The sequence below is a fragment of the Mycolicibacterium alvei genome (assembly GCF_010727325.1).
Classification (GTDB): domain Bacteria; phylum Actinomycetota; class Actinomycetes; order Mycobacteriales; family Mycobacteriaceae; genus Mycobacterium; species Mycobacterium alvei.
Genome location: NZ_AP022565.1, coordinates 4,117,308 through 4,130,368, shown reverse-complemented (window position 1 = coordinate 4,130,368; position 13,061 = coordinate 4,117,308). Strand labels below are relative to the sequence as shown.

The following is a 13,061-nucleotide window of genomic DNA, read 5'->3' as shown; positions in this document are numbered from 1 at the left end:
CTGTCACCCATATCCGCTACCGCCACAGCGCTTCGAGCGAGCTGACCGACTGGCCGAGCGCTCGGGCGCTCAGCGCTCGCAGCGCACGCCGCTCGACCACGTCGAAACTCGCCCCGACGTGTTCGTGCAGCGCGGTGCGGCCGGCGTCGAGCTCATCGTCGAGGAGGAGGTCGACGATCTGGAGGTGCTCGTCGATGGTGGCGATCACCCGCTCCTCGGTGACGAAGTCGTACATGCGGATCAGCCGGATGCGCCGGTTGAGGTTATCGAGCGTGGCGACCATCGCGTTGTTCCCAGACGCCGCGCACAGTTCGACGTGGAACGACTCGTCGCGCAGCACCATGTCGCCGTCCGACGGGGGCGGGTTGGCTTTCAACGCCAGCCACGCCGTGCGCAATACCGAGAGCCGATCCTTGTCGTAGTGCAGCTCATCGGTTTCCAGGATCCTGGTGATGCCGCGCAGTTCGATGGTGATCCGCAGCTCGTAGAGGTCGCGGACACCCGGGATGTCCAGTGCGACCGGGTAGTACCCGTCGGGCCTGCGTTCGAGGATGCCGTCCGCGTGCAGGCGGACAATCGCCTCTCGCAGCGGGGTCCGGCTGACGTTGAGCGTCTCGCACAGCTGGGACTCGACCAGCCGGGTGCGATGGTCGATCTCGCCGACCATGAGCTTCTTGCCGAGATCGAGGTAGACGCGGTCGCGTAGGGAGACCTGTTCGGTGACCCGGGCCGTGGTCATTGCAGCTCCTTGAGTGCGGCCACCACATCGGAGCTGGTGGCGTGCGCCCCGAACACCCCGCCCTGCATGGTGATCATGTTCAGCGCCGCAACGTGATTGTCGTGGTCGGTGGCTCCGGTGGCATCGGAGACGACGAGACATTCGTAGCCACGGTCGTTGGCGTCGCGCATGGTGGTGTGCACGCACACGTCGGTGGTGATGCCGGTCAAGATGATGTGTGTGATGCCGCGACTGCGTAGCACCAGGTCGAGATCCGTCGCGTAGAAGCTGCCCTTGCCCGGCTTGTCGATGACGGGTTCGCCTGGCAAAGCTGCCATCTCGGGTACCAGCTGCCAGCCCGGCTCGCCTTGGGTGAGGATCCTTCCGCATGGACCGGCCGAGCCGATTTCGGCGCCGATCTGGGCCGAGCGCCAGCGCTTGTTGGCGGGCAGGTCCGACAGGTCGGGGCGGTGGCCCTCACGGGTGTGGACGATGAACAGCCCGGCGGCGCGGGCCGCGGCGAGCACCTCCTGAGCCGGGCCGAGCGGGGTACGTACCAGGGACAGGTCGTAGCCCATGGTGTCGACGTATCCGCCCTTGCCGCAGAAGTCGACCTGCCAGTCGATGTTGATCAACGCCGTTCGACGAGCGGGGATGGCACCGTCATAGGGCCAGACGTACGGATTCGCCTCGATCGTGACTGTCACGCGGTTTCTCCCGCCAGGACAGGTTGCGCGGCGCGCACCGGAAGGTAGGTCAGCGCGGTGAAGGCCAGTCCGCCGATCACCAGCGCCACCACCGCATCGGACAGCTGAGGTGCGTAGAAGTGCGTCAGGAGCGCTCCCCCGGCCCCGGTCGCCCACGCGGCGAACGGCTTCCAATAGAGCCCGGCGATCGACGACGTGCGCCTGGTGGAGAACACCAGCTGGTCGAGGATGAGCACGATGCCGATCGGGGGTACCAGCACTCCGAGGATGTTGAGCCAGGTCGCGAAGTAAGACCAGATGCCGGCGACGGCGGCGACGGTGCCGACGATTCCGAGCACGATCGTCAACTGGCGCATGCTCTTTCTGGTGATGTTGCCGAAGCCGACGGCACCGTTGTACAGGCAATGCGCACATGCGCTGCCCAGGTTGACGAAGACGAACACGATCGCCAGCGGCACCAGGACTCCCCCGACGCTGACCAGTACGTGCAGGAAATCGCCGCCGGCGGTGCCCGGCGCTGCGGCGGCGCCGAGAGCGACCACGAGCGCGCCGGCCAGTTGTGCGATGAAGTAGGCGACCGGGAATGCGGCGAACGCCGCCAGCGCACCTTCCTTGCCATTGCGGGCCCATCGCGTGAAATCGGCTGTCATGGTGCCCGAATCGGCGAAACACGCGAAGACCATCGTCACCGCGACACCGAAGCTGAACGCACTCGCCCCGGCTCCGCCGCCATAGCTCAGGGCCGATCCGATGCCCTCGTTCCCCGCGGCCAGCACCACGGCGACCGCGCCGAGCGGGATGAACAGCGCCGATGCCACCACCCCGATCCACGAGATGGCCCGGATGCCGACGAACGTCAGCGCCACGAAAAGCGCCCCGGCCAGCAGCGTGATCCACGGCGCGCTCCACCCCATGGACAAGTTGAGGGTCGAGCCCACCATGCCGGTCTGGAATGCGAACCAGCCGATCACCAGCGCGGACAGGAACGCCGACACGATGCGGAAACCCTTGGCGCCGAAGGTGTCCGCCGCGGTGAGCGCGAAGTTCTTGCCGGAGCGCCCGGCCAGGTAGCTCAGCGTGCCCACGTAACCCATCAGGATGAGGTCGCCGACGAGGATCGCCGCCATCCCGGTGACGAAGCCGAGGTTGTAGACGACGATGCCGGCGAACACCGCCGAGGTCATGATCATCGGGAACCCCACCCACACCGCCGACACCGCGAAAAGCGATTTGCGGGCGGTCACCGGGACCGGCTGGTTCTCGTACTCCTCACCAAGCGCCGAATGATGTTCGGCGTGCGCTGTATCCATGGCTGTATACAGTCCGGTATACGGATTTCTCCGGCGTTTCTATCGGTGAACGTTCCGTAACGGGATGCTCACGGCCGTTCGGCGCCGAGGTTTACGTCACCGCAACACCACCACGAGCCGGCCCGGCGTCGTCAACCCCCAGTGATCGGCTCAGGTCGCAGCCCCTGTGACCAATTGCATGGTTCCCCGTCAGGGGTGTTCAGGTGTTGAACACCCGCTGGCGCACCACTCTGTCGAGGTCCCGGTTTCACTCGCGTCGGGACTCAGCCTCGCGTCGGCACGAACTGGTTCTCGACACCCTGCATGTGGACCAGCCGATTCGCGTTTACATCCACCTCATAGACCGCAGACTCGACAAGGCCTGCGCCGACCCGCTCCGCCGCGGCCGGGTCGTCGGTGAGCAAAAGGACTTCAGCTCGACCACCAGCGTTGCGTAGCAAGCGAACTGGAACACCATCGAGTTCGGCGGTGAACACTCGCTCGAAGACGTCACACTCCGACAGCGGGGCGGTCGCCGACCAGACTCGCGGGTGAACGAGCTCGAATCCGGATGGGGCCTGATCAGCAATGCTCGTCAGCAGCACATCCCCGCCAACAACATCGGCGAAGAATTCGCCGCCTCGCCACCGTGCCAAAGTCCCGACTATCGGGCTGGGCGGCCGCCACCGCTGCGCCCCGACCCAACCTCGAGCGGCGCCTTCGTAACGTGAAAGCCGCTTCTGCTCACCGTCATAGCGGATACGCCAATACTCGGCACCATAGGAATAACGCGTCCGACTCATCATCCAGACCTGCGCCAGCGAGTCGCCCCGCAGGAAACCGTTCGGAAACGTCGGCCACGGTCGCTGCTCTGCCGTCGGCGCACCGAACGTCGTCAGCCGTGGCTGTTCGAACCGCACAACATCGACGAACTCGGGCGCCCCCTCGACGCCGTGCGCGGCCAACACATCCGCCGGGGTGCGCAGAACTGCCACCGCCGAGGCGGCGCTCACGTAACCACCCACCTGGTCGGAACCGTTCTGCACGATGGCCGACGCGGCCGAGGCATTGAGCAGCTTCTGCAAAACCAAGACGTCAGCCACGGCGGGTCTCCTCTACTTGGATGTCATGGAAGTCAGTCTGGCTGAAGAAGCCGGTCCAGCCATCGTGTCGGTCACCCGTCAACCCGAGTACTTCGGCGACGGCGGGATCCCCGATGAACCACACTCGAATTCTTCCGTCGGACAACAGATTCCGCAGTGAAACACGGTGCCCTGCAAGGGTTCCGGTGACCTCAACATCGACGATCCCATCGAGCGCCGAAGTCGCCACCTTTGCCCACGTCGCGGCGTACAAGGTCCCCGGACGCGATTCGCCGCGCTCGAGCGCGTTCGGGACTTCCATGTCCGGCCCGGTTCTCAACGCGACCCAGTCGTCACCACTGAACAGGATGAGAAATCGCTTGCCGCAATACTCGGCGTACGGACCCGAAACCAGCATATTTACCATTAGTTTCCCTGTGGAACCCATTCTCTGTTCTTCAGTACCGCTACCAAGCGTTGTGTTCCATCATCAAGGACCTCCCACATCTCGGCACCGTCCCGCATGGTGACATCTTTCGCGATGTACTCGGGAATCACGTCATCGCCCGACTTGGTGAAGCCGTTACCTGTGAAGGGATCGTTCCACGAGTCGTAGCGACCGTTTCCACCCATGTCGGAGTTTCGCGGTACTTCGTACGAGCCTGGGGCCTCTTGGTCTGCTTGGAATCGGATGATGTGCGTACCAGGATCATGCGGCGCGAAGGGAGTGTCGTCGTAATCCAATCGCAGGCCATCGTGGATCTCCCCGGATTGCCAAGGTGAGCAGGGAAGGCGCCCACCAACAGGTGATCGCCCTCCCTGATTCGCAAGCTGTGAGTCAGCGCTGCTGTCCCTACCCGTAGATGCTGGTGATCCGCTGCGGGCCGTGGTGGTTGTGCCAGCCAGGCTTCATGCCCGGGGCCGGGGTGGCGTAGGTGTCGGGGCTGTAGAGGTTGCCCGCGCCGTGCGGTTCCTGCGCGGCGGCAGTGCCGGCCAGGCCGAGTGTGACGGCGCCGAAGACGCCCGCGGAGAGGATGGGCAGGGCCAGGGCCTTGGTGAACTTGGTCATGATCGTGAATCCTTCTGTCTCAGATGCCTTTTCGATTTTCTTGGCGGTTTGTTTCGCCACTGAGACAAGAATGCGACCCGGACGACCCCGGGTCTGTCCGATGATCAGTCGATCAACGGGGTGAAGTCGCATTCCCCCGATCGGGGGAAGTGCGGCGATTGGGCCCGGTTGCGTCGGGAGTTGGCAGGCTGCCACGCGGGTGTCACTGTGGTGCCATGCGCCACCGTGCCCGTCAAGCGCTCCGCGACGCCTCCACCTGCCTCGCCGTGATCGTTCGGATGGCGTTGACCAGCGCGGTCGCCGTCGCGCCCAGCCTGGTCGGCCTGGTCCAGGAGCACCGGGTACGGCCGGTGGCCGCGGTTCTGCCGTTGCCCGACCTCACCGGCCAGGCCTCGGCGGCGCCGTCGGCGCGTCCCACTGCCGTGGCGCCGGCCACGACGGGGCCACCGCCACCCCCGGATGTTCAGGCACTGGGCGCGGTGCACATCCCCGCGATCGCACTGGCGGCCTATCAGCATGCAGACGCCATGATGGCGCAGAGCCAACCCGACTGCGGTGTGACCTGGAACCTGCTCGCCGGGATCGGATACGTCGAGTCCACGCATGCGTTCGGCGGCGCCGCCGACGAACGCGGTGACCCCGGCAGTCCCATCTATGGCCCCGCCCTCGACGGCTCACTGCCGGGCAACGAGATCATCGTCGCCGGCAGCTTTGGCGGCGGCACGACCTATGCCCGCGCGCTGGGACCCATGCAGTTCCTGCCGAGCACGTGGCTGCTGCACGGCGCCGACGGTGACGGCGACGGTCAGGCCGATCCGCACAACCTGTTCGATTCCACCCTGGCCGCGGCCCGCTACCTCTGCAGCGATGGTGCCGACCTGCGCGACCAGCTGCAGCGGACCGCCGCGGTGCTGCGCTACAACCACTCCATGGCCTACGTCGCCAACGTGCTGGGCTGGGCGCAGGCCTACGCCACCGGTGTGGCTCCGGCGAACCTGCCGCCGCTCACCGCGCCGCCGACGTCGAGCGTCGCTGTCCGCGCGGTCGACGGCCCCGCCGCATCGGGCGACGGACCGGCTCAAACCGCCACGCCGGACAAGGCGGTGCGTCGAGACGGCGACGGGGACACCGGTTCAGCGACACCCCGGCCGGGATCCTCGGATACGCGCTCGGGCTCCACCAACACGAGCACAAGTACCGGGTCCCGGAACAACACCGGCACCGCCACCCCCAAGGTCAAGTTCGGCAACGGCCGTTCCGGCGGTGCGCGCTGACGCTTACCCGGAACGCCGTGCGGGGATATCGAGGAGGCACATGAGCAGCACCGAGATCGGCCGAGACTCCATCAACCTGCGTCAGATCACCGGGCTGTCGGCCGCCGACCGCCGCCGGCTAGGTGAATTGCTCGATCACGGTGACGGCACCGAACTACTCGCGGCCGTCGACGACGACCTGGCCGCCAGGGTGGTCAAGGCGATACCGAACCAGACCGGGGCGGATCTACTCAGCGTGCTCGACGCTCCGCGCGCCGCCGAAATCCTGCGGCGGCTCGACGACTCCCGGCGCGACTCGCTGTTGGGCACCATGGCTGTCGACCTCGCCAAGGTATTGCGCAGCCTGCTGATCTGGCCCGAAGATTCGGTCGCGGCTCATATGCAACCGGACGTGGTCACTGTGGCGCCGACGGCAACCGTGGCTCAGGCGGTGGACCAGATCCGGGAGCACGCCGTGAGCCGGCCGCACTGCTCGGCCGGGGCGAATGTCTACGTCGTCGAAGGAGGCAAGGTCCTCCTCGGCGCGGTGCGGCTACGCGATCTCGTCCTGACTGCCGCTGATCGGCCGGTGGCCGACTTGCTCGATGAGGTCCGCACCGTCGCGCCGCTGACCGATGTCGAGGAGGCGGCCATGACACTCATCGATCACAAGCTCGACGAACTGCCGGTCATCGACGCCGAAGGACGACTGCTGGGCATCCTCACCGAGGATGACGCCGTGGAGATCGCCGAGGAGGAGGCGACCGAGGATGCCGAGCGGCAGGGCGGTTCGGAGCCTCTGGAGGTGCCCTATCTCCGCGCCTCACCGTGGCTGCTGTGGCGTAAACGCATCGTGTGGCTGTTGGTTCTCTTCGCCGCCGAGGCCTACACCGGAACGGTGCTGCGGGCCTTCGAGCAGGAGATGGAAGCCGTTGTCGCCCTTGCCTTCTTCATTCCGCTGCTGATCGGAACAGGCGGCAATACCGGCACCCAGATCACCACCACCCTGGTTCGCGCGATGGGCACCGGCCAGATCCGGTTCCGCGACGTGCCGGCGATCGTCACCAAGGAGATGTCGACGAGCGTGCTGATCGCCGTCGCCATGGCAGCCGCGGCGATGGTGCGGGCCTGGACGTTGGGCGTCGGGCCGGAGGTCACGCTGACCGTGTGCCTGACCGTCGCGGCCATCGTGATGTGGGCGTCGCTGGTGTCGTCGGTGCTACCGCTGGCCTTGAAGAAGGTGAAGGTCGACCCGGCCGTGGTGTCCGCGCCGATGATCGCGACCATCGTTGACGGCACCGGACTGATGATCTACTTCGGGATCGCGCATCTGACCCTGCCGCAGTTGGCGGGCTTGTGAGGGAAGCTCATGGCCTCCGCGGGTTTTGGCCTGGGTTTGACGCGGAGTACAGTTGACCGCGTGCAGCGGGTGCTCCTTCTCGGACGCCGCGACGGGGTCTGACCAGACCGGCTTCCCGTCGCGGGTTTTTGCGATGCGCCGGTCGAGTCCCCCAACTCAACTCCCGGAGCAAATCTCATGACCACCCCCGACATCTCGCCCGATGCTTACAGTTCGGTCCGCACGATCAACACACCGGCCGGCGTCCCCAACCCCGGTCAGCCCGCCTGGAACACCCAGCGCGGCTCGTCCATGCCGGTGAGCCGCTACCGCAGCTTCGCCGAGGAAGTCGAAGAGATCCGGCTGCCCGACCGCACCTGGCCCGACACGGTGATCGACAAGGCGCCGATGTGGTGCGCCGTCGACCTGCGTGACGGCAACCAGGCCCTGATCGATCCGATGAGCCCCGCGCGGAAGCGCCGCATGTTCGACCTGCTGGTCCGGATGGGTTACAAGGAGATCGAGGTCGGTTTCCCGTCGGCCAGCCAGACCGACTTCGACTTCGTCCGCGACATCATCGAACAGGGCGCGATCCCTGACGACGTGACGATCCAGGTTCTGACCCAGTCACGCCCCGAGCTGATCACCCGCACCTTCGAGGCCTGCCGGGGTGCGAAGAACGTGATCGTGCACTTCTACAACTCCACCTCGATCCTGCAGCGCCGGGTGGTGTTCCGCGCCGACAAGGACGCGATCAAGAAGATCGCGACCGACGCCGCGGAACTGGTACTGCGGGAGTCCGAGAAGTACCCGGGCACCAACTGGCGCTGGGAGTACTCCCCCGAGTCCTACACCGGCACCGAACTGTCCTACGCCAAGGACGTCTGCGACGCGGTCACCGAAACCCTGGGCGCCACCCCGCAGAACCCGGTGATCCTGAACCTGCCGGCCACCGTCGAGATGGCCACCCCCAACGTGTACGCGGACTCGATCGAGTGGATGAGCCGCAACCTGGCGCGTCGGGACTCGGTCATCCTGAGCCTGCATCCGCACAACGATCGCGGAACCGGTGTTGCCGCAGCCGAATTGGGCTACCAGGCCGGTGCCGACCGGATCGAGGGCTGCTTGTTCGGCAACGGCGAGCGCACCGGCAATGTCTGCCTGGTGACGCTGGGCCTGAACATGTTCAGCCGCGGCATCGATCCGCAGATCGACTTCTCCAACATCGACGAGATCCGGCGCACGGTCGAGTACTGCAACCAGCTGCCGGTCCACGAACGCCACCCCTACGGCGGCGATCTGGTCTACACAGCCTTCTCCGGCAGCCACCAGGACGCCATCAACAAGGGCCTGGACCAGATGAAGTTCGATGCCGACGAGGCTGACGTCGATGTTGATGATCTGCTGTGGCAAGTTCCCTACCTGCCGATCGACCCCAAGGACGTCGGGCGCACCTACGAGGCCGTGATCCGGGTAAATTCGCAGTCCGGCAAGGGCGGCGTCGCCTACATCATGAAGGCCGACCACGGTCTGGCGCTGCCGCGCCGGCTGCAGATCGAGTTCAGCCAGGCCATCCAGGCGATCACCGACGGTGAAGGCGGCGAGGTGTCGCCCAAGGAGATCTGGGACGCGTTCTCCGAGGAGTACCTGGCCCCGATCACCCCGCTGGAGCGGATGCGTCAGAAGGTGGATGCTTCCGAAGAAGACGGCGGGACGGACTCGATCACCGCGATCGTGAAGATCGACGGGGTCGAGCGCGAAATCGTCGGTGCCGGCAACGGCCCGCTGGCGGCGTTCGTCGATGCGTTGGGGGCGATCGGCTACGACATCAACGTGCTGGACTACTCCGAGCACGCCATGTCCTCGGGTGAAGAGGCCCAGGCCGCGGCCTACGTCGAGGCGTCGATCGGCGGTAGGACCGTCTGGGGCGTAGGCATCGCCACCTCGATCACAACTGCATCACTTCGAGCAGTCGTATCTGCCGTCAATCGGGCCGCGCGTGCTTAGCTGAAGCTGACGTAGATCACTGCGTCACCCTCAACTGCAAGGAGCAGTCCATGGACTGGGGCTCGACGTGGGATTTCCTCTGGCATTTCCTGATCATCTTCGCCTGGATCGCCTACCTGCTGGTCCTGTTCCAGATCCTCACCGACCTGTTCTGGCGTGACCACAAGACCTCGGGCTGGGTCAAGGCCGTGTGGGTGATCTTCCTGATCGCGCTGCCGTGGCTGACCGCGCTGGTCTACCTGATCGCCCGCGGTAAGGGCATGTCCGAGCGGGCGCAGGCGGCGGCGCTGGCGGCCAAGCAGGATACGGACAACTACATCCGTGAGGCAGCGGGCCGGTCCCCGGCTCAGGAAATCGCCGACGCCAAGGCTTTGCTGGACGCAGGCACAATCAGCCAGGCCGAGTTCGACGGGCTGAAGGCCAAGGCGCTGAGCTAGACCGCTGAGCCGCCCAGGCCGGTACCGGTCCCGAGAATTCGGGTGCACCAGGTGACGGCCTGGGCGGCGAAGTCATGCGCGGTGACTGCATTCGACTGGTCCAGCAATCTTTCGTTGAGCAGTGTTGTCACTGCGCCGCACGGTCGCGCGGCCCCTAACTACGCCTCAGAAGAGCGTGTACTGATCGCTCTCTGCGGGGGTGTCGCAGAACTCCTCGATATCGGCGCCACCGACGACGTGGGTCAGCAGTCCCATGAACGTCTCGTCGTCGAGTAGCGGCACCCCCAGCTCGGCAGCCTGATAGCCCTTGCCCTGATCGGGTGTCGGCTCGTTACAGATGACCAGGGACGTCTGCTGGTCCACCAGGTCGGTGTAGGACAGCCCGGCGTGCAGGATGCGCTCCACCAGCTCTTCGTGGGTGCGCACCACCTCCGCCGACAGCGCCACCCGCATACCCTGCACGAGCGGCCGCCCTGGCACGTAGACGCCCGGGTTGGCGTACTCACACGGCAGCCGCGACGCCAGCACTTTCAACGGCCGCAGCTCTTCGTGGGTGATGTGGCCGTTGGGCCACCTCCGGCGACTCACCTCCCGCAGCGGCAGCCACACCTTGCGGTCGCGGGCCCTGGCCAGGGTGGGTTTCAGGATCTGCGCCAGGACCAGCGCGTCGTCAAGCGCATCGTGGGGCTTCATCTGACTCACACCCCAGTGCGCCGCCAACGTCTCCAGGCGCAGGTTCTCGGTGCCCAGCGCCAGCCGACGGGCCAGTTCCACCGTGCACATCACGCTGTCGATGGGCAGCTCAGCTCCGACCAGCTCGGCCTCGGCCGTCAGGAAGCTGTAGTCGAAACCGACGTTGTGGGCCACCAGAGTGCGTCCGCTCAGCACATCGCTCAGCTCGTCGACGACGTCACCGAAGGTCGGCTGGCCTTCCAGCATCTCGGTGGTCAGCCCGTGCACATGCGTCGGCCCGGGATCCACGCCCGGGTTCAACAGGGAGGCGACGCTGCGCTCGACATTGCCGTCGTCCCCGACCGCCAGTGCGGCGACGCTGACGATGCGCGCCTGACCCGGCCGGAAGCCGGTGGTCTCCACGTCGACGACCGCCCAGCCCGCTCCCGGCTCCTCCGCCGGCCTGCCCCACGCGCTGCTCATATTCGTCAGGATGGCACGCAGGCCCGACAGAGTCGCCCGGCGCGCTTGCGTGTCGTGCCCCTAAAATCGCCGGAATGCTGACCATCCGAGGGCGCGCCGCACTGGCCGCGGGAGCAACCGCACGCTGGGCGTCGCGCGTTACCGGCCGCGGCGCGGGCGCGATGATCGGCGGACTGGTCGCTATGACGCTGGACCGCTCGATCCTTGAACAGCTGGGACAGGGACGCCGCAGCATCGTCGTGACCGGTACGAACGGCAAATCGACCACCACCCGGATGGCCGCGGCCGCGCTGGCCACGCTTGGTCCCGTGGCCAGCAACTCCGAGGGCGCCAACATGGACGCCGGCCTGGTCGCGGCACTGGCCGCGGCGCGCGACGCCGAGCTGGCGGCCCTGGAAGTCGACGAGATGCACGTCCCGCACGTGTCGGACGCCGTGGAACCGTCGGTGATCGTCCTGCTGAACCTGTCCCGCGATCAGCTCGACCGGGTCGGTGAGATCAACCACATCGAACGCACCCTGCGCGGCGGGCTGGCGCGCCACCGCGACGCGGTGATCGTGGCCAACTGCGACGACGTGCTGATGACCTCGGCCGCCTATGACAGCCCCAACGTGGTGTGGGTGGCCGCCGGCGGCAGCTGGTCGGGTGACTCGGTGAGCTGCCCGCGGTCCGGCGAGATCATCGTGCGCGACGGGCGGGACTGGCGCTCCACGGGCACCGACTTCAAGCGGCCCAGCCCGCAGTGGTGGTTCGACGACACCCACATCTACGGTCCGGACGGTCTCGTCCTACCGATGACACTGGCCCTGCCCGGCGCCGTCAACCGCGGCAACGCCACCCAGGCCGTCGCCGCCGCGGTGGCACTCGGCGCGGATCCGGCTGCCGCAGTCGCGGCGGTATCGACCGTCGACGAAGTGGCCGGTCGATACCGCATCGTGCAGATCGGCGCGCACACCGCCCGGATCCTGCTCGCCAAGAACCCGGCCGGCTGGCAGGAAGCGCTGTCCATGGTGGACAAGCACGGAGCCGGCGTCGTCATCTCCGTCAACGGGCAGGTGCCCGACGGCGAGGACCTGTCGTGGTTGTGGGATGTCCGGTTCGAACATTTTGATGACACGGTCGTGGTCGCTGCCGGTGAGCGCGGCACCGACCTGGCGGTGCGGCTCGGGTACGCCGGCGTCGAACACTCGCTGGTGCACGACACCGTCGCCGCGATCGGCTCCTGCCCACCAGGGCACGTCGAGGTGATCGCCAACTACACCGCGTTCCTGCAACTGAATCGGCGGATCTCATGAGTGCTGTGCAGATCGGGCTGGTCCTGCCCGACGTGATGGGCACCTACGGCGACAGCGGCAATGCGGTGGTACTGCGGCAACGGTTGCGGCTGCGCGGCATCGACGCCGAGATCGTGGAGATCACGCTGGATGACGCCGTACCCGACTCCCTGGATCTGTACACCCTCGGCGGCGCCGAGGACTATGCGCAGCGGCTGGCCACCAAACACCTGACCCGGTATCCCGGTCTGCAACAGGCGGTTTCGCGAGGCGCCCCGGTGCTTGCCATCTGCGCGGCCATCCAGGTGCTCGGACACTGGTACGAGACCTCCGCCGGTGAACGGGTCGAGGGCGTCGGACTGCTCGACGTCACCACCTCACCGCAGGAGACCCGGACCATCGGCGAGGTAGCCTCGAAGCCACTCCTGGATGGACTTTCGCAGCCGTTGACCGGATTCGAAAACCACCGTGGCGGAACGGTTCTGGGCCCCGATGCCCGGCCGCTGGCCGCAGTCACCAAGGGTGCGGGAAACCGGTTGGGCGATGGATTCGACGGGGCCGTGCAGGGCAGCGTGATAGCCACCTATCTCCATGGGCCATGCCTGGCGCGCAATCCGGAGCTGGCCGATCACCTGCTTTCGCAAGTCGTCGGTGAACTGCCGCCTCTTCAGCTGCCCGAGGTCGATCTGCTGCGCCGCGAACGCCTGGCCGCCCCGCGCCGGGCGTAGCTC

Annotated in this window: 15 protein-coding genes; 6 read left to right on the top strand and 9 right to left on the bottom strand. The window is 66.6% G+C overall.

Translation table 11 applies throughout. From position 1 onward, the window contains the following. Positions 1-16: 16 nt before the first annotated feature. From G6N44_RS19690 to G6N44_RS19660, 7 genes are all read right to left on the bottom strand, one after another. Complete coding sequence (locus G6N44_RS19690; RefSeq protein ID WP_163666774.1) at positions 17-739, bottom strand: GntR family transcriptional regulator; 723 nt, start codon at positions 737-739, stop codon at positions 17-19. Then, on the bottom strand, positions 736-1,425 hold the full coding sequence (gene biuH / locus G6N44_RS19685) for a biuret amidohydrolase (protein ID WP_163666772.1): 690 nt from the start codon (positions 1,423-1,425) through the stop codon (positions 736-738). The genes G6N44_RS19690 and biuH overlap by 4 nt, the downstream gene beginning before the upstream one ends. After that, a complete protein-coding gene (locus tag G6N44_RS19680; RefSeq protein WP_163666770.1) occupies positions 1,422-2,735 on the bottom strand; it encodes a cytosine permease in 1,314 nt (437 codons plus the stop codon). The genes biuH and G6N44_RS19680 overlap by 4 nt, the downstream gene beginning before the upstream one ends. 263 nt (positions 2,736-2,998) lie before the next feature. Beyond that, complete coding sequence (locus G6N44_RS19675) at positions 2,999-3,817, bottom strand: hypothetical protein (protein WP_163666768.1); 819 nt, start codon at positions 3,815-3,817, stop codon at positions 2,999-3,001. Beyond that, on the bottom strand, positions 3,810-4,244 hold the full coding sequence (locus G6N44_RS19670) for a hypothetical protein (RefSeq protein ID WP_235682819.1): 435 nt from the start codon (positions 4,242-4,244) through the stop codon (positions 3,810-3,812). Before G6N44_RS19670 ends, G6N44_RS19675 begins: the two co-directional genes overlap by 8 nt. Next, positions 4,223-4,540 (bottom strand): hypothetical protein, encoded by a 318-nt coding sequence (locus G6N44_RS19665; protein ID WP_163666766.1) that lies wholly within the window; start codon positions 4,538-4,540, stop codon positions 4,223-4,225. Before G6N44_RS19665 ends, G6N44_RS19670 begins: the two co-directional genes overlap by 22 nt. 109 nt (positions 4,541-4,649) lie before the next feature. Then, the gene (locus G6N44_RS19660; protein WP_163666765.1) at positions 4,650-4,865 is read right to left on the bottom strand and encodes a hypothetical protein; all 216 of its coding nucleotides are present in this window, start codon (positions 4,863-4,865) and stop codon (positions 4,650-4,652) included. A gap of 215 nt (positions 4,866-5,080) precedes the next feature. Between G6N44_RS19660 and G6N44_RS19655 the strand changes: the two genes are divergently transcribed. The 4 genes from G6N44_RS19655 (at position 5,081) to G6N44_RS19640 (ending at position 9,901) form a co-directional block, all read left to right on the top strand. After that, the gene (locus G6N44_RS19655; RefSeq protein WP_179964414.1) at positions 5,081-6,139 is read left to right on the top strand and encodes a lytic transglycosylase domain-containing protein; all 1,059 of its coding nucleotides are present in this window, start codon (positions 5,081-5,083) and stop codon (positions 6,137-6,139) included. A gap of 40 nt (positions 6,140-6,179) precedes the next feature. Next, positions 6,180-7,478 (top strand): magnesium transporter, encoded by a 1,299-nt coding sequence (mgtE, locus tag G6N44_RS19650; RefSeq protein WP_163666762.1) that lies wholly within the window; start codon positions 6,180-6,182, stop codon positions 7,476-7,478. Positions 7,479-7,655: 177 nt separating this feature from the next. Next, positions 7,656-9,464, top strand: coding sequence for a 2-isopropylmalate synthase (leuA, locus tag G6N44_RS19645; RefSeq protein WP_163666760.1), 1,809 nt, complete (start codon positions 7,656-7,658; stop codon positions 9,462-9,464). Between the two features lie 50 nt (positions 9,465-9,514). After that, positions 9,515-9,901, top strand: coding sequence for an SHOCT domain-containing protein (locus tag G6N44_RS19640; protein WP_163666758.1), 387 nt, complete (start codon positions 9,515-9,517; stop codon positions 9,899-9,901). Here G6N44_RS19640 and G6N44_RS29710 read toward each other — a convergent pair. After that, positions 9,898-10,032, bottom strand: coding sequence for a hypothetical protein (locus G6N44_RS29710; protein WP_264032999.1), 135 nt, complete (start codon positions 10,030-10,032; stop codon positions 9,898-9,900). The two genes, G6N44_RS19640 and G6N44_RS29710, sit on opposite strands and share 4 nt — an antisense overlap. Positions 10,033-10,066: 34 nt before the next feature. Further along, a complete protein-coding gene (locus G6N44_RS19635; protein WP_163666756.1) occupies positions 10,067-11,056 on the bottom strand; it encodes a DEDDh family exonuclease in 990 nt (329 codons plus the stop codon). Between the two features lie 74 nt (positions 11,057-11,130). On the opposite strand from G6N44_RS19635, the gene G6N44_RS19630 reads away from it, so the two are divergent. Together G6N44_RS19630 and G6N44_RS19625 are read left to right on the top strand one after the other, a co-directional pair. Further along, positions 11,131-12,351, top strand: a complete 1,221-nt coding sequence (locus G6N44_RS19630; protein ID WP_163666754.1) for a Mur ligase family protein — start codon at positions 11,131-11,133, stop codon at positions 12,349-12,351. Beyond that, on the top strand, positions 12,348-13,058 hold the full coding sequence (locus G6N44_RS19625; RefSeq protein ID WP_163666752.1) for a type 1 glutamine amidotransferase: 711 nt from the start codon (positions 12,348-12,350) through the stop codon (positions 13,056-13,058). Before G6N44_RS19630 ends, G6N44_RS19625 begins: the two co-directional genes overlap by 4 nt. Positions 13,059-13,061: the final 3 nt, after the last annotated feature.